Raw genomic sequence first — 19,811 nt, forward strand, 5'->3', positions numbered from 1 at the left:
TTTACAGAAAAGGGGAGTTTTTCATGAAAAGAAAATGGTTGTTAGTAATGATCTCTATCATGACGGCAATTGTGCTAGCTGCATGTGGCACTAGTGACAAAAAAGAAAGTAGTTCAGGTGATGCTGGCGCAGATAAAGAAGAAGGCGGCGGTGAATTCCGAATTGGAATGGAGGCGGGCTACCCACCATTCAACTGGACACAGCAAAACGATGCAAATGGAGCAGTAAAAATTGCAGATAACGCAGAGTATGCAGGTGGCTATGATGTACAAATGGCGAAAAAAATCGCTGAAGGTTTAGGCAAAGAATTAGTGATCGTCAAATTGGAATGGGACGGCTTAGTACCAGCGCTACAATCTAATAAAATTGATGCAATCATCGCGGGAATGTCGCCAACAGAAGAACGTAAGAAAACAATTGATTTTACTGAAAACTACTATACTTCTGATTTTGTAATGGTTATTAAAAAAGGTAGTAAATATGAAGGTGTCAAATCAATCCAAGATTTCTCTGGCGCAAAAATTACATCACAACTGAATACTTCCAACTACAATGTGATTGATCAAATTAAAGGTGTCAATAAACAAACAGCAATGGAAAGCTTCCCAGCGATGCGTGTAGCTTTAGAGGCAGGCAAAATTGATGGATATGTAGCCGAACGTCCTGAAGGAATTTCTGCGGCAGCTGCCAACGATAAATTCACATACGTAGCATTTGAAGAAGGCTTTGATACAGATCTTTCAAATACTTCGATTGCTGTAGGCTTACGTAAAGATGATGCTAATCTAGAAAAAATCAATGAAATCCTAAAAGGTATTTCTGAAGATGATCGTCAAGCGATAATGGAAGAAGCTATTTCTCAGCAACCAGCAGCACAATAAAAAAATGGCACGGACTAGTTGCTAGTCCGTGCACTATCATTTCATCATTATTAAAATGAGAACCTCTCTACATAATGATAATGTCCTAGCGAAATAAATCATAGACTAGTAGAAAAAGCTAGGGCACGAAAAAGATAGCAAGCAACATGACATTGTAAGGAGGAACATCATGAGTCTTGAATGGATACTTTCAATTATTGAAAACAACTGGCAAATGTTTTTACGAGGTGCGTATTATACGTTACTGATTTCGACTATAAGTACAATTATTGGTGCATTTATCGGATTTTTCATCGGAATTATGCATACGATTCCAGTTCGTAAAAAAGGTGTGAAATTTTATAGCTTAAAGCTTATTAATTTTATACTCACATGCTATGTTGAATTTTTCCGTGGTACACCAATGATTGTACAGGCTATGGTTGTCTACTATGGATTAGATATCGCATTTGGCATAGACATGCACTTTATTACAGCGGGGATTTTAGTCGTTTCACTTAATACAGGTGCCTATATGGCAGAAATTGTCCGAGGTGGTATCGTATCGATTGATAATGGTCAATATGAGGCAGCATCAGCTATCGGTATGAATCACTTCCAAATCATGCTTCACGTAGTCCTACCACAAGTAGCACGAAACGTACTGCCTGCGACAGGCAACCAATTAATTATGAATATTAAAGATACAGCTGTACTAAACGTTATTGGAGTAACAGAATTATTCTTCCAAACAAAATCAATCTCCGGTAACAACTTCCGTTATTTTGAATCGTTCTTTGTAGCTTGTATTCTTTATTTCATAATGACATTCACTGCATCACGAATCCTTCTCTATGTTGAAAAACGTTTAGATGGACCAGATGCCTATCAAAAAGAACAAAAAGAAGCAATATAGGGGGACGCACAAATGGCAGTCATTAAAATTGAACATTTAAGTAAATCATTTGGACGTAACCAAGTGTTAAAAGATGTTAATTTTCAAGTGGAAAAAGGAGAAGTTGTTTGCTTAATAGGCTCCTCTGGTTCAGGCAAATCCACTTTACTTCGTTGCATTAATTTATTAGAAACACCAAGTGGTGGGCAAATTATTTATCAAGGGGAAGACATCCTAGATGAAAAACACAATATCCAAGAATATCGAACACATTTAGGGATGGTATTCCAGCAATTCAATTTATTTAACAACCACAATGTTTTAAATAATTGTACGGTGGGGCAAATAAAAGTTTTAAAACGCTCGAAGAAGGAAGCAGAGGAAACAGCGCTTAAATATTTGAACATTGTTGGTATGGAACAATATGTAAACGCAAAGCCTCGACAGCTTTCAGGGGGGCAAAAGCAACGCGTAGCCATTGCCAGAGCATTATCCATGAATCCTGAAGTGATGCTTTTTGACGAACCTACATCAGCACTAGACCCTGAGATGGTAGGGGAGGTATTAAAAGTGATGCGTCAATTAGCTGATGCAGGCAATACGATGCTGATTGTAACGCATGAGATGGAGTTTGCCAAAGAGGTAGCAGATCGCGTAGTCTTTATGGATAAAGGTGTAATTGTCGAAGAGGGCCCACCATCACAGGTATTAATAAACCCTCAGCATGATCGGACGAAAGAGTTTTTAAAACGAACATTAAAGCAGTAGGACCTCATCAAAAAAAGTGAGTCCTATAATAGAGACTCACTTACTTTCTGGAATTCCATTCTGCATAAAGGACAAAGCAGATTACGAATGCTATTGCAATAATAAAAAACCATTGTGGTACACCGCCAAAGCTCATCATAACACCTCAAATGTAAAATTATTTTTGGATAGATTAGGTATTGTATTTCTTTTTTCTCCACAAAAGCCTAAAAATATTATAAAATAGGCATTAGACATTAGCTTTATGCTAGTAAAGAGAGGTAGAGAGAATATGTTACATTTAAAATGGAAAGATGCGCCAACATTACGAACAGTGACTTGCAAACATACCAATGCATCAAAATACCTAGTATCAAATGTTTTAACAGTAGGAAAAGAATATGAAGTAAAAAATGAAACAGAAGAGTTCATTTTTATCATTGATAACACTGGCAACGTCGGTGGCTACTATAAAGATTATTTTGCATAAAAAGAAGATAGGGTGGTTCAGATCATTTACTGAGCCACCCTTTTTTTCATGAATCCCTCTGATAGCCTCTTATATCCGTCGTATTTTGCAACTGTTGCTTTTCCTGTTCCGTCGCCGTATGTAAGGCGAACACATCTTTTATAGCTGTTTGTAGCTCATATTGCGTTTCCTTAAATTTCGATACTTGCTGTTCGAATGAAGGTCTTGCAAAACGATCCTGTGTCTGTAATAATCGTTCCTCAAGCTGTGCATAATGATGATCCATATGCATGGATAGCATCATTGCTAGTTGATTTTTCCATAAAGGAATTAATGTGACAATGGAAAACTCAATTTTTTCAGCTAATGTTTGATTCGCTTGCTGTATCATACGAATTTGTGGTGCCGTTTGTAGGGCTACTTGTTGAGAAACCTGTAAATCATAAATACGTTGATCCAGCCTCTCAATTTGTGCAGCGAAATCATTTAGTTGTTGAATGGCAAGAGGCTGTTTATTTGCTTGGACACTTGTTATTTTTGTAGGAAGCTCCACCTCAATGGCCTGCTGCTTTTTCATTTGACCAGCTGCAATCGCAGTAGCTAGTTCCTCGAAAAATCCTCGATTATGTGTATAAAGTGCTTCTAAATTCTCTACATCCCGAATTAGTTGGAGCTGAGCACGTTCCAATTGCACCCCGATACGTTCCACCTGAATACTAATACGCTCAAATTCTGTTAGGGTTTGTTTCACAGTAGGCTCTGTTTTACCACCAAATATTTTTTTGAAAAAGGTTTGTTTTTTTGGCTCTAAAGCTGTCGGGTCTACGCGATCTAAGGTTTGCATTAAGGAGTCTAGCATTTGACCTATTTTGGTCACGTCCTTTTGCTTCACCTGCGCTAACATTCGATCCGCAAACTGGGACAGGGAACGCTGTGAATCCTGTCCTAAAGACAGCAATGATTCAAAATCAGTTAAATCAATTTGGCTGGCATATAGTAAAGCCCGACTTTGCGCAAGAGGCGATAGCGTTTCGTACGTCGCCATCGCCTCATTTTGTGGAGTTGTTTCTAAATAAGATTGTACTAATGGAGAAAGACCAGGAATGGTATTTAATTGAAAAGCATGTTCATCTGCCGTCATTTGTCATCGCCTCGCCAGTCCAATTGTTCTCTACGTCTAAGATTAGAACGATTTGCGAATTCAATCTCCATTTGTAGGTGGTCAATATCATTCGCAAGCGCATCCTTTAAATCAATTTGAATCGTATCATTTAAGTCCGTTAGTGTTTCACGCGTTTTTGATAACGTCAATTGAATTTCTTTATCCTTCACAGGCTGTCTAGAAAGCATTGTATACTTATCCGTTAATTCCACTGCTGAAGGTAAATGTGCATAGAAAAAGGGTTCAACATTGTAAAACTTACGTGGGTCTGTCTTGACAATTTTGACGATGTTTTTTGAAATACGGGTCATCTCCAGTAGTTGTTTAAAAGCAGATACGGAACGTACACGTAAATAGTTTTGACTTAATGTTTGAATTTGCTTATTAGCGGTTGATAATTGTGTTTCAATGTGTTTGAATTCTTCTTTTGTGATACCTGCTATTTGCATGACTTTCTTTTTTTGTCTATGTTTCAGCAACGCTGTACTCGTCGCATATGAACCAGCAAACAGTAAACCACCAAGGAAGAATCCAGGATTTGCTGCAATTGCTGCGATAGAAACAGTTGTTAGCGAAATAACGAAGCTAGCAGTATGTCTAGAAAAAAACTGTCCAATACTAAGCATTGTTTCTTCCTCCTTGCATTTCAATATGTCTATCTTCTTATACGAAATAATCGACATAAAGTTTCAATGAAAAATGAAACCTTACATAAATTTTACTGCGAATCGCAAATTTTCTCAATGATATTACCTAGAATAACTAGGATTAAGTTGTTCAGTATGTATGTCCACTTATTTTTAAGAGATTTGTGAACATCATATCGTATGGATTCGAAATTCTAATGATTAGGTTTATGTGCTGTCTAGCTTGAAATAAACGTGTTGACTTATTTTTCGATCGTGCGGTTCTATTTCCTAGTGTAAGAATTAAGCATGGATGTTACTTTTTTATTCCCTAATACAAAACATCAACAACTGCTTTTAAACGAACCACCAATCTAAGTGCTTATTTTAAAATAGTTTAATAAACCAAAATAGGATAATTATTGTATAATAAAGTCGGTATATATGATAATAGGATTGTGAAAAAAGAAAGCGGTGGAAAAATGAACAATAAAAAAGGAATAATTATTGCTAGCATCATACTCTTATACTGTGTAATTGACGTTATCTATACATTTGTATTATCTGGAAAAATCAATTGGTCTATATTATTTTTAGCCGTATGTATGATTGGTTTAATAGAGGTCGCCATATTCAATAATAAATACCTAAAAAAGAATATAAATCATTAATTATTATAGGGTGCATTTACCTTTAATACCTTGTAAAAAAGAAGAGCCAGACTAAACAATGTCTGACTCCATTCGTACATATCCTTTTAAATCATCATATAACTCTAAAGAAAATGAATTGGAATCGGCTTGGGGACTAACACCCTTTTGGACAAAAAGAAGGAATTCATTCAGCGCTTTTTCAGGTCCTTCTACTTCAACCTCAATTTGCTCGGCAGCATTCAATCTACAATACCCTTTTAGCCCTAATTCAATGGCTTTTTGTTTAATAAAGAATCGGTAGCCTGTCCCATAGACGTCACCAAAAAATTTAATACTTGCTCGTTTGTTCAAGGAAATACCTCCTACCATTAGAGAGGGGATGAGCCTCTCTCTTTATTGCATAACTCGTTCCTTTTCTAAATAGGCAATTAAGTTATTAATATAATATAGAACTTGAGTTGACGCTTCATCTACTTCTTTAAGATGGCTATCAGCTTGTGCGATATTGCCAGCTTTAAAGGCTGTTGCCGCACGCTTCGCTGATTCGTGGACAAGTAAATGATAATTGTCTAAATCATGATAATCCTGTAAATGACCGAAACGCTCCACCGTACGAGAAGCTGTATACCATTTGCCAAGTCGACATTCTCTATGCGAAGAAACATCACTTGGTTCAACATGTTCTAGGCCAAGGAACATGTTATAAATGCGCCATTTCCATAAAATATGATCAGCTTTAGATAGCTGTAAAAGGGCTATGGATGAAAGCTGTACATTATTATTGGCAATAATATCATTACGGAAACGATTGATTTCTTTCCCTAAAAGGTGGATATCACTGGATGTATTATGACTATAATCTCGAATATCTTCCTGCAAGCTAGAAATTTCAATCATTCTAGAGGAGACTTCATCGATGGCTGCCGCCTGTTGCTGCGAAATCGCTGCTGTATTGGTCACATCTAAGTTAATACCTTCAATCGCATGGACAATCGCATTCAATAATGGTAACGATTCTTTCGCCTCAACAGTTGCTTCTTTAATGATTGCTGTTGTTTCAGTAATCGAGTCGGAGACTTCATTGGAATAGCTCTTTAAATGGTGAACATTCGTTGAAACCTCGCTCAAAGCCGAGACTGTGCTTTCCGCAAGTTTTCGTACTTCTTGTGCGACAACCGCAAAGCCCTTGCCATGTTCACCCGCACGTGCAGCTTCAATGGAGGCATTTAGAGCCAGTAAATTGGTCTGGTCCGCAATTTGGTTGATTAATGTCACGACTTGTTCAATATCATTCACCCGTTTTTGTAATTCTGAAAAAGATTCTACAATCGAAGTAAACGTTTCTTCCGTTTTAAAGATTTCTGATAATGCATGTTCAATGGCATTTTTACCTTGTGTCGCATGGTCAACAGATTCAGTTGTTTTCTCAGATATATGAGAGGACATGCGGGCAACTTCATTGATTGAAGCGGCAATTTCCTCAGTAGCAGCTGTAGAGGACTGGATCTCCTCATTTTGCTTATCTAAACTAAATACTAAATCTTTCATATACATGATTTTGGCATTGACGTCCATCAAGGATGATATTTCACCCACAACATTCTCAATGATGCGCTCCGTCAATACCTCCACTAATAGTTCCTGATCGACATTGACAGCGGACTGGAAGGATTTCATAAACTGGAAGGCTTTATTGGGCTTCATTCCAAAGTTATGTAAAATATAAGTAGTAATATAAAAGGCAAACTGATTGAAAACGACAATTAATTTACCAGGCTCATATTGATGCTTACGGAATAAATTGAAAAACTTGACGGTTTCATCCACATATTCGTCATCCCGCGTTGCTAGGAAAAATTGTGTTAAGTATTGATTAATGTTTTCTTCACTAATGGTTAATTGAGAGGTAGGGGATATCTCACTTAAATAGTGGTGAAAAATGGCATTCATAGAAGGAGTAATATCTTTTAGCTTTTCGTAGAGCGTCTTTAAATGCTCTTCATCTTGCGTATTGAAATGGTTAAATGCCAATGTTTGATGGAATCGGCCTGTTGCACGTAAATCTGTACCACGTTTTAGTAGTTCTTCTAGCTCAGCTTTAGGTCGAATGCTTGAAAACATATAAAAACCTCCAAAAATTATGTATAATAAGGTAATAATAGCATAATTCAGGTGGTTTTAATAGACATTTCGGGTGTGTTTGCTAAAATGAAAATATCTTATGACAGCAAGGAATGGGCAAATATGTATACAATTATTTACATGAAAGCAGACTATGAGCCTTGGTGGAAATTTGAGGGCTGGGAAGCTTTTATTCAAACACACGATACATTTGAAGCAAAGGAGCAGTTTGAGCTGGCTTTACAGCATAAATTAGCACACTTTCGTTCAACATATGATAATGAAGCAGTAAAAGAAGGGCAATATTGGGCTTTTTGGTCAGAGGATGAAAGTTTCTACTGTGAGGCATGTGATGATGACGCACAAGTATATCATGGAATTATTGCATGTAAAATGGAAGATATGTAAAAATTTTTTGAAATAAAGTAAAAAAACAATTTTCTTTATTTGACAAAATTATGAATGATGGTTATACTTAGGTTAACAATTTAATTGCTTCACCGGAAACATGAATTCACATATTACAAAAAGTGATCGCATTAGTACGGTACTCTTTGTAATATGTGAATTTTTTTCAATCGCTGAAGAAATTACATATTGTTCACTTTTATTTTTTGGAGGTTTTCTTAAATGAAACAAGGTACAGTAAAATGGTTTAACTCAGAAAAAGGTTTTGGATTCATCGAAGTTGAAGGTGAAAACGACGTATTCGTACACTTCTCAGCTATCCAAGGCGAAGGTTTCAAAACTCTTGACGAAGGTCAAAAAGTGGAATTCGAAGTTGTAGATGGCAACCGCGGACCACAAGCTGCTAACGTAACTAAACTTTAATTCTCAGAAATTAAAATTACTTTCGTTAAACCCAGACATCCTATGCAAATAGGATGTCTTTTTTTTATATCATTGCAATGTTCAATGATTATAAATCTTAAAATGGGATAAATATAAAGTAGTACTGGCAATGTGCTATGAAATGGATAGCGCGGCAAAAGATGCAGATAGAAGTGTCAAAGTACTGGATCACGCGCAAAGCGGTGGATAGAATGAGCAGAGTGACGGATAGAACCACAAACGTGAAGGATTGTGCCATGAAAGTAACTGATTAGCGTCATAAAAAGGCAAACAAGGGTACTTACTATTGGAGGTAGATTTATTATGGAAAATTTAGCAAAATTACCGAATGAACAGGAGCAGCAAGATTTTTATCAGAAGTTACGTACAAAATTAGTAGAATTTCTTGGGTCGAAAAAGGGGAAAAGCAGTAAATTTACACCGTATTTAATGTTTGTGCCTGATTTATTTCATCTATTAGTGAAAACATTAACCGATGCAGGGGTGGATAAAAAAAGTCGGGCATTGATTGGTGCGTCAATTGCGTATTTTGTGTTTCCAATGGATTTGATGCCTGAGGGAATATTAGGATTTGGTGGCTATTTAGATGATATTGTGTTGGCAACATTTGTGGTGAATACGATTATTAATAAATTAGGGCCAGAAGTGCTGGAAAAGCATTGGTCAGGGGATGATCATCTTTTGCATGCCCTCCAGAAGGTCGCTGAGATTAGTGATGAGGTTGTAAGTAAAATACCTGTGAAATCAGCCATTGCTCAGTTTGTGAAACAGGAAAATAAAGATAAATAATATTATTATGTAAACTTAATAGCTGATAAAAATGAACCTGTATCTTACAGGTTCATTTTTTGTTCGCCTGTTCTAATATGTGGTGGAGTTGCTGGACAGGGACAAACAGACCAACTCGTCCTATAGGTTCATATTTCATTGTTGCGAAGATAACACCGATGACCTCACCCTGTTGATTAATGACGGGGCTACCACTATTACCCCGATAAACGGGCGCTTTCAGCATCATTACGGGTTCTTGCCACTCGTCTAATTGAATGGATTCCAGCAATGTTCCCTCATTAGCTATTCCTGTAAAGGCAAGGGGGTTACCGATAAAATGGATATGCTCATTGGAAGGGAAGGTTGGATCATCTGCTAACGGAAGATAAGGGAGCTGTTCTGCTTGTACTTGCAATAAGGCTAAATCCACATCCGGATAGCTTTCGATTAGCTCTGCTTCCATTACTCCTTCATCAGGAAACACAACGGATAAAGTTCGTGCTTGTCCTACTACATGGGCATTGGTGACAATAAGACCATCAGGTGAGATGGCAAAACCAGTGCCTTTACTGGAAGCTGTCGAAATTTCCACAACAGCTTTTTTGTAGGTTTGTATATCTTCTTGTGCGGATAGCTTTGTTGATACTTTCATAAATTCGATAGCTGGAATGGAATAGATTTGAAAAATAAGTGCGAATGTATTGAAAAACAGGACGAAAGCCATACTCCATACAATCCAGCGTACGAATGGCTTGGGTTTTTTTGTTTTTTTGCCTTGAAGACGGTCTTCTTGCTCTTGTGCTAATGCTTTTTGCTGTTCAGTTAACACAAGCTCAATAAATTCTTCTTCCGTTAATTCTTCCTGCTCGTTAGCTGGCTTATGTAGGTCACTCATAGGATGATGCCTCCTTTTGCTACATAACAGGCGCCCAAGCAGAACGCCTGCTATCATCATACTATTCTATTTTTTGTAAGGTTGATGTTACGACAAATGGCTGCTCTTGATCAGACTCCATTCTATCTTCCTTTTTGATGAGTCCAACCCCTTGTGCAAAATAATTGGTCGTTGTGAATTGATCTTCCGTGCGTGTAACTTGGATGACATTCGAATAGACTTTTGTTCCTGTATCGACTTTAGCGGTTATGGATTGAATGGTCCAGCCTTGAAAGCTTGTCCCTACTTGTATAGGTTGTTGCAGTACTGTTTCTAGCACAGGGTAAGCAGCTACTTCTGTTGAACTAGGTAAACGAGGGTTGCTGTCAACGGGTTCACGATAGATAAGCTCAATCTTTGAATCTGTAATGCGATAAATTTTTAATAGGGTGACACCACCATTATCTTCAACCTGAGCGATATGTTGTGGATCTAGATAGGTAGTTTGTAGGGTAAAGCTTGCAAATTCATTTCCTTCACCTTGAAAATAAGCGATAGAGCCATCAGGTGGGAAAAAGGTGAGTAGGGACATTTGATCTTGGACAATTGGGTGCACAGGTTCATTTTTTATTTCTTCATTGCACCCTGTCAGTAAAAGGGCAACAGTAAGTATGAGAATAGGATGTTTCATGGGCACACTCCTTCGCTACTTTTTATAATTATACGTGAATGCAGGGAATTATACGAATCATAGCTAATGTTTATTATAATATTATTATGTAAACTAAAAGCTAGAAACTTGTAACTAGGAAAAAATTTAACTAACATAGAATTGAAGTTAAAAAATGGGGGGCATGGTTATGTATAGACAAGCGGATGATTTTTTACAGGAATGGACAATGGCTGCAGAAGGAACATTGAAAGTATTACAGGCAGTAACTGATGACAAGTTAGATCAAAGTATCGTGGAGGGTCATAGTACACTCGGCTGGCTTGGTTGGCATTTAGTTGGAGCGGCTGGATATTTTAGTTATCTAGCAGGCTTAAAGGTACCAATGATTCGTCAAGAAGACCCTGTACCAACATCAGCAGTAGAAATTGTACAAGCGTATGCGAAAGTTGTGAATGGTATAAAAGAGGAAGCGGCAAAGCTTTCAAATGAAGATTTACTTGAAGTTGTGAATGGCTTTAAAGGACCAATACCAAAAGGCGCATTATTACGTGCATTAATCGATCATCAAACACATCATCGCGGACAAATGACAGTGCTACTTCGTCAAGCTGGTTTACCAGTACCGGGTGTTATGGGACCAACAAAGGAAATGCAATAGACTTCCATTGCAGCAGATAAACAACGTATCTGCTGTATTTTTAGTTGACACTTACCTACTAGTAAGTTAGTGTAGAGCCATGACAAATAGAAAATCACAAATTATCGAATTAACATTGAAGAATATTCAAGAAAAAGGTTTCACATCATTTAGTTATGATTATTTAGCGAAAGAGCTCGGTGTCACTAAAGCAAGTATTCATTATCATTTTGAAAAGAAGGAAGACTTAGGGCTGGCAGTTTGCGAAAGAATTCAAAAAGGATTAAGGGAGGTTTATACATTCATTAAGGAATCTACAGTTGCAGCTGAGGATAAACCTTTCGCTTTTATATTACAACGGATAAAATTCCTAGAACAAGATGGTGTTTGTCCCATTTCAGCATTGCATGCGGACTATCAAGAATTATCACCTGCGATGCAAGAAAAAGTTCAACAACTTAGCCAAATGGAAGTAGATGTCTTGGTGGACTTACTTCAGGATGCTAAGCACCATGGCTCATTAAAGTCGACAATGGATTTAGAGGCATTAGCCATATTGCTCATTTCTAGTACGAAGGGTGCCTTGCAATACAAACGCGTTTTAGGGGAAGATTTCTTTCACAAAGTGCTAGATCAATTAAAGGAACTGTTAAAGTAAACGAGGAGGAGAAACATAGATGGTACGTAGAGTAGTTGTTACAGGATATGGTGTCATCTCACCACTTGGTCAAACAGTATCAGACTTGTGGGGGAATATTAAAGAAGGACAATCAGGTATTAAAAGGTTAGAAGCAGAAGAATTCCACGGCATTAATACGCAAATTGCTGGTTCTATCACTGACTTTGATGCCACTAAGTATATGGATAAAAAGGAAGTAAGTAAATATGATCTTTTTGTACAATATGCACTGGCTGCATCTCAGCAGGCTTTGGAGCAAGCAAACTTAAATATGGAGCAAGTTGAGAAGGAACGTCTAGGTGTTTATATTGGCTCAGGTATTGGAGGAATTGAGACGATTTTAGCGAATCATCAAGCCATGCTTGATAATGGACCAAGGAAGGTTTCACCGTTTATGGTGCCGATGATGATTAGCAATATGGCCGCAGGGATTATCGCGATTAAAACAGGCTTTAAAGGGCCAAGCTTTTCACCAGTTTCTGCTTGTGCAACGGGTAACCAAGCGATTGGTGAAGCATTTTTAAATATACGTCACGGCTATGCAGATGGAATTTTAGCTGGTGGGGCTGAGGCACCGATAAATCCGCTGAGCTTTGCTGGATTTTCCCGTATGAAGGCGATGTCTACTAGAAATGATGCACCAGAACAAGCTAGTCGACCATTTGATAGTCAACGTGATGGCTTCGTAATGTCAGAGGGAGCAGGGATTGTGTTCCTAGAGGAATATGAACATGCTAAGCAAAGGGGCGCAACAATTCTTGGAGAGATTGTAGGCTATGGGGTGACGACAGATGCTTTCCATATAACAGCCCCTGACTATACTGGGGCGGCTCGTGCGATGAAACTGGCATTAAAAATGGCCGATATTGACGTGACCGCTGTCGATTATATCAATGCCCATGGTACGAGTACACCAGAGGGAGATAAATCGGAAACAAAGGCTATTAAAAGTGTATTTGGTGAGCATGCCTATCAATTAAAAGTGAGCTCTACTAAGTCGATGACAGGTCATCTTTTTGGGGCGGCTGGTGGAATCGAGGCCATCATTACCTTAAAAAGTATTATGGAAGACATCATTCCACCAACGATCAATTACGAAACGCCTGATCCAGAGTGTGATTTGAATTATGTTCCAAACGAGGCGCTTCATCAAACCGTCAACATAGCTTTGTCTAACGGTTTTGGCTTTGGTGGTCATAATGCTGTATTGGCTTTTAGAAAGTTTGAGGAATAATAGCATTCAATGGTATGAAATAAACGTTTCATACCATTTTTTTATGGTCTATAGGAAAGGGTTTACACCTGTATAATAAGTTTTACTTATGGACTTACACAAATAATCAATATTTTCGCTTATGTTCTTTCTATGATATGTTTAAAAGAAGGGGGGGATGGATAGTGAGAATTTTTGATGCGCATTTCCATATTATTAATTTTGATTTTCCAATTATAGAAAATCAAGGCTATACACCGCCAAGCTATGTGGTAGAGGATTATCAAAAGGAAACAGCTCTTTTTAATGTAGAGGGGGGCGCCCTTGTCTCTGGTTCCTTTCAAGAATTCGATCAGAATTATTTATTGAATTCTTTGACACAATTAGGTCCTGCTTTTTGTGGCGTGACACAATTACCGTATACAGTGACTGATGATGAAATCCTTCATTTACATAAAAATGGGGTTAGAGCCTTACGCTTTAATAGTCAACGAGGCGGTTCAGAGGATTTATCAAGACTTGATAGCCTGGCAAGAAGAGTGTTTGAGCTGGCAGGCTGGCATAGTGAACTTTATATAGATGCCAAATATTTACCTGAGATTGCTTCAACGCTTGAAGCATTACCAGCTATTTCAATTGACCATTTGGGCTTATCGGAGGAAGGGCTACCACATTTGCTAAAGCTTGTAGAAAAGGGTATACGTGTGAAAGCGACTGGTTTCGGACGGGTAGAATTGAATGTGAAAAATGCTTTGCAAGCCATCTATAGCATCAATCCAGATGCGTTAATGTTTGGAACAGATTTGCCATCGACAAGAGCTAAACGACCTTTTGAATGGGCGGATGTTGAAATGATTCAAGAGCTTTTTGATGAACAGGCTGCGGATAAAATTCTCTATCAAAATGCTAGGAAATGGTATAACAAGTAAATGCAAAAAATCCTCTACCCAAACGTACGGTAGAGGATTTTTATTGGGATTAGCTTAAACCTTGGCTATCTTTCCACTCTAAGAATTCATCATATGTTAATTGCTTATCTAAAATTGAACCGTCTTCACGGATTTCAATTACACGGTTAGCAATTGTTTGAATGAACTGATGGTCATGAGATGTGAAAATCATTGCCCCTTTGAAACGAATTAAGCCTTCGTTCAATGCTTGAATGGATTCAAGGTCAAGGTGGTTTGTTGGTTCATCTAGTAAAATCACGTTTGCTGTTGCAAGCATCATTTTTGATAGCATACAACGTACTTTTTCTCCTCCTGATAAAACAGAAGGTGATTTTTTCACTTCTTCACCAGAGAACAGCATGCGTCCTAAGAAACCACGTAGGAAGCTTTCTGTTTCATCATCAGGAGAATATTGACGTAACCATTCCACTAATGATTTTTCTGTGCCTTCGAAGTACTTGTCATGATCGTTTTCGAAGTAGCTTTGAGAGGTAGTTACACCCCATTTAAATGTACCAGCATCTGCTTCTTTATCTTCCATTAAGATATCAAGAAGCGCCGTTTTAGCAAGTGGGCTACCCAGTAAAACGATTTTATCTTCTTTGTTCATGGAGAAACGAATATCTTTGAATAGTGATTCGCCCTCATGGCTGGCAGTTAGACCTTCAACTGTTAATACATCATTCCCGATTTCACGACCAATTTGGAAATTGATGAATGGATATTTACGGCTTGATGGTTTAATGTCATCTAACTCGATTTTATCCAGCATTTTTTTACGAGATGTCGCTTGCTTCGATTTAGAAGCATTGGCAGAGAATCGTGCGATAAAGGCTTGTAATTCTTTAATTTTTTCTTCTTTTTTAGAATTTTGGTCTTGAGCCATTTTTTGAGCTAATTGAGAAGATTCATACCAGAAATCATAGTTACCTACATATAATTGGATTTTAGAGAAGTCCAAATCGGCAATATGTGTACATACTTTGTTTAAGAAGTGACGGTCATGGGATACAACAATGACTGTGTTTTCAAAGTTAATTAAGAATTCTTCTAGCCATTGAATAGCTTTTAAGTCAAGGTGGTTGGTAGGCTCATCGAGTAATAGTACATCAGGCTGACCAAATAGGGCCTGTGCCAGTAATACTTTTACTTTATCAGAACCTTCAAGATCACCCATTAGCATGTAGTGAAGGTCATCAGAGATACCTAAACCGTTTAATAATGTTGCTGCTTCTGAATCAGCTTCCCAACCGTTTAGCTCTGCAAATTCACCTTCTAGCTCAGCGGCACGCATACCATCCTCATCGGAGAAATCTTCCTTTGCATAGATAGCATCTTTTTCTGTTTTTACGTCATAGAGGCGTTTATTCCCCATAATAACAGTGTCAAGCACTGTATGATCATCGTATTCAAAATGGTTTTGTTTGAGGACAGATAAACGTTCGTCCTTGCCCATTGATACGTTACCCTCTTGTGCTTCAATTTCACCAGAAAGAATTTTTAAGAATGTTGATTTACCAGCACCGTTTGCGCCAATTAAACCATAGCAGTTACCTGGTGTGAATTTTATATTTACGTCTTCAAATAGTTTACGATCGCCATAGCGAAGACCTACATTACTAACTTGAATCATGCAAGTTCCTCCTTTTTTCACAATGGCTCTAGTATATCATGAAATATGTTCCATAGTCTATAAACATTATGACAGCAAGGTTTATTGGCAATTGCTTGAACGGGATATGTGTAGGAATAATGGAGTGTGGAAATACGAATCGAAATAAGTAAGGTTTTTAAACGTTTTTAGGGAAAAGAACAGGTAAGTAAATGAAATTGATTTATCCCTAATTTATTACCTTTTAATACTTAATTGAAAGGAAGATATTAAATGTCTAGAAAAGTAAAAGCATTGAGAATGGATGATGTTGTTTTTCAGCCTAGCTTACAACCCAAGCAATCTGGAGATAATACCAATATGATGGTTATGATACACCAGATTATAAAATAGCTTATTCCTTATCTTTTAGACTTGCTGAAATGAAAGAATTCAGAGTAATTACTGAGATTTCAATAGATAAGGAAACGAGATATAAAGTCTGTGTAATATCTGCTTAGAATTGATTACATTTATTTAAACCTAGCTTCTTGAATACATCTTGAAACCCTGAATCGTAGACACTTAAAAAGTGTAGACTATTCGGGGTTTTTGTTTTATGGCGAAACCCCTATAAATATCTATTGGAATATTAAGTGGCATGTGATTGGATTCATCTGTTCAATATTAAATTTAAAGCTTATTAATAAATGTTCATTTTAAGTAGACCCTAGTTAAACAAAACGATAATGTAGTAATATCAATGTATTGAGTTGTTTGTTAAAAGTTGTTGAATTAAAGGAATCAATACATATTAATTTTTGGTTATGTGAGAGTTAGTTCTGTTGATCAAAATTTAGATTCGCCAGTTGAAGGAGCTTGAAGTGTCACTTTAGGAATCATTTCCCACCTATTCTAACGATAAGTATAAAAAGCCAAATTTCTCATCATTAAAATTGAGAAATTTGGCTTTTATCGTTGCTCTGGAATAGCGCCCGGTTGCTGAGTATCAAGTCGGTGATTTGTCTTTTGCTTGTTAAAGTAAGCACGCCGTTAGTTTAAAGAAGTTTATAATTATAATAAGTGTTTTTGAATTATATAAAGTGCTTTCTCCATCAAATTCGAAGAAAGTATTCATTTGAAAAATGAACTATTTATAATGCTAAATTGTTACTTGTGTAGAAATCGGAAAAGGAGGTGGGATTGTGGAACAAATTAGCAATGAAAGGGTCTTGTTTCAAACATATTATAAGGACGTCTTCAGAGCTTGCTATTACATGCTTCAAAATAAATACGATGCAGAGGACCTTTGTCAGGATGTATTTGCAAAAGCTTTGAGTGAAGATTTCCAATCTATACAAAATCAAAAATCTTGGTTACTTAGTATTTCTATGAATATGTCTCGAAATTATTTAAAGAAAAAGAACAGACTGCTATTAAAAGAAAACCTTGATTTCCTATCATTGATACGAGTTGACAATACCCAAAATATTGAGCGAACAATACAGCTCAATGAAAATAAAAGTGAGTTAGTCGACTTAATGAACAAACTACCTGTTCGTATACGGAAGGTAATGGTATTGAAATATGTGCATGATTGTAAAGATAGAGAAATCGCTGAAATTCTAAAAATACCTGAAGGGACGGTTAAATCGAGGCTTTTTAAAGGTAAAAAATTAACGAAAGAGTTTATCCAAGTAGATGAAAATTTGTTATTTGAATGGAGGGATCATCGTGAGTAATATGGACGATTTAATGAAAGAAAAAGTGAAGTACGATCAAGTAGATTATCCTACTGAGAATGAAATGTGGAGTAAAATCATCCGTAAACAACAAAATCATAATTTTAAAACTAAAAAACATAGCTATAAACCACAAGTTATATTAACCGTCATTATGTTCACAATTGTTTTATCAGCCACACCTGTATTTGCTAAATATACAACAGAAATCTTGGACTGGATGCGAAATATGAATAGATCAGGCATTATTACTTCTTTAGAAAATGGCTTTGGACAGGAAGTCAATAAAACTGTAGAAAACGAAGCTGGTTTATTAAATATCCATAATATAATTTCAGATCAAAATGGTACTACTATTAACTTTAGCTTAGATATTGATCATAAATATCCAATCGATGCAGCAGATTTTGAACAAGCATTACTCAAAATAAATGACGGAAAAGAAATAAAGCTGGAGACTAACGCAGTATATAATCAGGAAACGGATCAAATAGTAGGGATTCTACATACAGATGAGGGAATCCCGCACAACAGCAATGTTACACTTCAACTTGGAGGTGTAAAGGAGACACAGTTGAAAAGTGTAGAGTTAAAAGATGTGCTTCAATCAAATGCGTTCCCTGAAAAGATTACTATTAATCAAGATGGAATATCACATATAGAATTCACTTCAAATGAATATCAAAACGGGCAGTATACATTGGATTATCTTATTGATCTGGAAAAGTCCAATAACATAGAAAATGCATATTTATCTTATAAAATTCAAGGTGAAAACATTGCCAATTTTGGCGTTACTTATAAACGTCCACAACCAAATGTCATTAAAAGTAGTGATTCACTAGAGATACCACAAGAAATGGTAGAAAAATTAGGGGTATTTTTAAGTTATACTGATACAGTAAGCTATAAACCAGATACATGGAGCCTAGATTTCCAATACAATCAGGATCTTGCTAAAAAATCTACATTTGTTATGAATATAGACGAAAAAATTGAGATAGGCTCTCAGCAACTTCAATTTAATGAGCTTGTTATTACACCGAGTGAGGTAAAGCTTTATTTTGATAAAAAATATATAGATTCTAATTCTAATATAGCTCATTTCAACTATCGTCAGTTTAAATTACGAATTGGTGAACAGGAATTATCGGGATATAATTTTAAAGATTATATTTCTTTTGAAACACTGGGGCTTATAAAGGATATTACGAATAAAGAAATTTCTCTTACTTTAAATGATGCGAAGGTTTCTTATGAAGCTGGGAAGCAAGACAAAGTAGAGCTAACAAATATTTCTGAAGTTCCAAAGACTATCAATGCAGAATTAAACGGGTATCCCATTGATATTACCTACTATACGAAAGGTAATGATTTAATTGTTGAATCAGAAAGTAAGAACGAGCAATTTGGAGGTATCACACAAAATGTTATTTATGAGAATGGCAAAAGAATCTTTGCTGAAACTCGTTCTAATGACGGAGTGTTAAGAACACACAACCAAGTAGAAACATTTAAAAATATAAAAGAAAAAGATATTACATTAAACTTCTTCCTTTATACTGTCAATGAGGATCGAGCTAAAACTATTGTTTTACAGTAAATCGTTTGCAGTGTAACTTCTTTCAGCAAATGTTTTATGTAACGTGAGTGAAACGGCAGTTACAAATGTTTTATGTAACGTAAGTGAAACGGCAGTTACAAATGTTTTATGTAACGTAAGTGAAACGGCAGTTACAAATGTTTTATATAAGTCTTTTCGTAGCGAAAGTACACGACTGCTTGGTGTTTTATGGTAGATTAAGGAGACTGTGAAGAACTGTAAGTCAACAACATGATAATAAAAGGATGACTCATTTGAGTATAAAAAAAGCGTGTTTTGATTAATTCAAAATACGCTTTACTATTTCCTTGGTTGTTGTTTTCGAAAAGATTATTGCTTTTCAACGCTTAACGCATCTAAATGAGTGATTTTTGTTTGCTTTACTTGTGTTTATGTATTGAAAGCTTCGCCTCAAAAAGCTTTCCACGACCGCTAAATACAATACATCTGCATCTAATTGAGGAATTTCCTCTTTGAAAAAATCAACTGTTATGATTTCTTAACTAGATTTTGTGCTTTATATGCTTTGATAAATACTTTCCCTGTTGCCATACTAACTTTTGTTTCTATTCTTTCTGGTTTGTTGTAATGAATAAAACTTTAGTTACGATATTATCTTTTCAAGAAATTTACAACAGTCGTTGCGAAAATTAGTATAAACCAATTTGACTGTTCAACAAACCATCACGATAG

General features: G+C 36.5%; 20 protein-coding genes. 13 read left to right on the forward strand and 7 right to left on the reverse strand.

The window, feature by feature from the left end; genetic code table 11:
• The first annotated feature begins 23 nt into the window (after positions 1–23).
• The 4 genes from AC3CH7_RS07340 to AC3CH7_RS07355 all read left to right on the forward strand — a co-directional run bounded on the left by AC3CH7_RS07340 (position 24) and on the right by AC3CH7_RS07355 (position 2,992).
• Positions 24–881 (forward strand): transporter substrate-binding domain-containing protein, encoded by an 858-nt coding sequence (locus AC3CH7_RS07340; RefSeq protein ID WP_031418189.1) that lies wholly within the window; start codon positions 24–26, stop codon positions 879–881.
• A gap of 169 nt (positions 882–1,050) precedes the next feature.
• Positions 1,051–1,776: an amino acid ABC transporter permease gene (locus AC3CH7_RS07345; RefSeq protein ID WP_012294408.1), complete on the forward strand. Its 726-nt coding sequence runs from the start codon at positions 1,051–1,053 to the stop codon at positions 1,774–1,776.
• Positions 1,777–1,788: 12 nt separating this feature from the next.
• Complete coding sequence (locus tag AC3CH7_RS07350; protein ID WP_012294409.1) at positions 1,789–2,523, forward strand: amino acid ABC transporter ATP-binding protein; 735 nt, start codon at positions 1,789–1,791, stop codon at positions 2,521–2,523.
• A 271-nt stretch (positions 2,524–2,794) separates the two neighbouring features.
• Positions 2,795–2,992: a DUF6501 family protein gene (locus AC3CH7_RS07355; RefSeq protein WP_012294410.1), complete on the forward strand. Its 198-nt coding sequence runs from the start codon at positions 2,795–2,797 to the stop codon at positions 2,990–2,992.
• 46 nt (positions 2,993–3,038) lie between these two features.
• Here AC3CH7_RS07355 and AC3CH7_RS07360 read toward each other — a convergent pair whose 3' ends face one another.
• From AC3CH7_RS07360 to AC3CH7_RS07375, 4 genes are all read right to left on the reverse strand, one after another.
• Positions 3,039–4,112 carry a toxic anion resistance protein gene (locus tag AC3CH7_RS07360; protein ID WP_447402953.1) on the reverse strand — a complete coding sequence of 358 codons (1,074 nt, stop codon included), beginning with the start codon at positions 4,110–4,112 and terminating at the stop codon, positions 3,039–3,041.
• Positions 4,109–4,759, reverse strand: a complete 651-nt coding sequence (locus AC3CH7_RS07365) for a 5-bromo-4-chloroindolyl phosphate hydrolysis family protein (protein ID WP_012294412.1) — start codon at positions 4,757–4,759, stop codon at positions 4,109–4,111. The genes AC3CH7_RS07360 and AC3CH7_RS07365 overlap by 4 nt, the downstream gene beginning before the upstream one ends.
• A 722-nt stretch (positions 4,760–5,481) precedes the next feature.
• Positions 5,482–5,763 carry an acylphosphatase gene (locus tag AC3CH7_RS07370; protein WP_031418192.1) on the reverse strand — a complete coding sequence of 94 codons (282 nt, stop codon included), beginning with the start codon at positions 5,761–5,763 and terminating at the stop codon, positions 5,482–5,484.
• 42 nt (positions 5,764–5,805) lie between these two features.
• Entirely contained in the window at positions 5,806–7,533 is a 1,728-nt protein-coding gene (locus AC3CH7_RS07375) for a methyl-accepting chemotaxis protein (protein ID WP_012294415.1), read from the reverse strand.
• A gap of 87 nt (positions 7,534–7,620) precedes the next feature.
• On the opposite strand from AC3CH7_RS07375, the gene AC3CH7_RS07380 reads away from it, so the two are divergent.
• The 3 genes from AC3CH7_RS07380 (at position 7,621) to AC3CH7_RS07390 (ending at position 9,174) form a co-directional block, all read left to right on the forward strand.
• Entirely contained in the window at positions 7,621–7,941 is a 321-nt protein-coding gene (locus AC3CH7_RS07380) for a DUF1033 family protein (RefSeq protein WP_227256844.1), read from the forward strand.
• Between the two features lie 222 nt (positions 7,942–8,163).
• Entirely contained in the window at positions 8,164–8,364 is a 201-nt protein-coding gene (locus AC3CH7_RS07385) for a cold-shock protein (RefSeq protein ID WP_004230088.1), read from the forward strand.
• A gap of 324 nt (positions 8,365–8,688) precedes the next feature.
• Positions 8,689–9,174 (forward strand): YkvA family protein, encoded by a 486-nt coding sequence (locus tag AC3CH7_RS07390; protein ID WP_036161631.1) that lies wholly within the window; start codon positions 8,689–8,691, stop codon positions 9,172–9,174.
• 52 nt (positions 9,175–9,226) lie between these two features.
• Here the strand turns inward: AC3CH7_RS07390 and AC3CH7_RS07395 are convergent, their stop codons facing one another.
• Together AC3CH7_RS07395 and AC3CH7_RS07400 are read right to left on the reverse strand one after the other, a co-directional pair.
• Complete coding sequence (locus AC3CH7_RS07395; RefSeq protein ID WP_031418196.1) at positions 9,227–10,051, reverse strand: S1C family serine protease; 825 nt, start codon at positions 10,049–10,051, stop codon at positions 9,227–9,229.
• A gap of 61 nt (positions 10,052–10,112) precedes the next feature.
• Positions 10,113–10,721, reverse strand: coding sequence for a hypothetical protein (locus AC3CH7_RS07400; protein ID WP_036161635.1), 609 nt, complete (start codon positions 10,719–10,721; stop codon positions 10,113–10,115).
• A 169-nt stretch (positions 10,722–10,890) separates the two neighbouring features.
• On the opposite strand from AC3CH7_RS07400, the gene AC3CH7_RS07405 reads away from it, so the two are divergent.
• The 4 genes from AC3CH7_RS07405 to AC3CH7_RS07420 all read left to right on the forward strand — a co-directional run bounded on the left by AC3CH7_RS07405 (position 10,891) and on the right by AC3CH7_RS07420 (position 14,161).
• Positions 10,891–11,361, forward strand: a complete 471-nt coding sequence (locus AC3CH7_RS07405; protein ID WP_447402954.1) for a DinB family protein — start codon at positions 10,891–10,893, stop codon at positions 11,359–11,361.
• 79 nt (positions 11,362–11,440) lie between these two features.
• Entirely contained in the window at positions 11,441–11,998 is a 558-nt protein-coding gene (locus AC3CH7_RS07410; protein ID WP_012294422.1) for a TetR/AcrR family transcriptional regulator, read from the forward strand.
• A gap of 19 nt (positions 11,999–12,017) precedes the next feature.
• Positions 12,018–13,253, forward strand: coding sequence for a beta-ketoacyl-ACP synthase II (fabF, locus tag AC3CH7_RS07415; protein ID WP_012294423.1), 1,236 nt, complete (start codon positions 12,018–12,020; stop codon positions 13,251–13,253).
• 164 nt (positions 13,254–13,417) lie between these two features.
• Positions 13,418–14,161, forward strand: a complete 744-nt coding sequence (locus tag AC3CH7_RS07420; protein WP_036161638.1) for an amidohydrolase family protein — start codon at positions 13,418–13,420, stop codon at positions 14,159–14,161.
• Between the two features lie 49 nt (positions 14,162–14,210).
• Here the strand turns inward: AC3CH7_RS07420 and AC3CH7_RS07425 are convergent, their stop codons facing one another.
• Positions 14,211–15,815, reverse strand: coding sequence for an ABC-F family ATP-binding cassette domain-containing protein (locus AC3CH7_RS07425; protein ID WP_031418205.1), 1,605 nt, complete (start codon positions 15,813–15,815; stop codon positions 14,211–14,213).
• Positions 15,816–16,978: 1,163 nt separating this feature from the next.
• Between AC3CH7_RS07425 and AC3CH7_RS07430 the strand changes: the two genes are divergently transcribed.
• Both AC3CH7_RS07430 and AC3CH7_RS07435 read left to right on the forward strand, forming a co-directional pair.
• Positions 16,979–17,515 carry an RNA polymerase sigma factor gene (locus AC3CH7_RS07430; protein ID WP_036161640.1) on the forward strand — a complete coding sequence of 179 codons (537 nt, stop codon included), beginning with the start codon at positions 16,979–16,981 and terminating at the stop codon, positions 17,513–17,515.
• 1 nt (position 17,516) lies between these two features.
• Complete coding sequence (locus tag AC3CH7_RS07435; RefSeq protein ID WP_447402967.1) at positions 17,517–19,118, forward strand: DUF4179 domain-containing protein; 1,602 nt, start codon at positions 17,517–17,519, stop codon at positions 19,116–19,118.
• Positions 19,119–19,811: the final 693 nt, after the last annotated feature.

This window comes from Lysinibacillus sp. F12 (assembly GCF_057773605.1).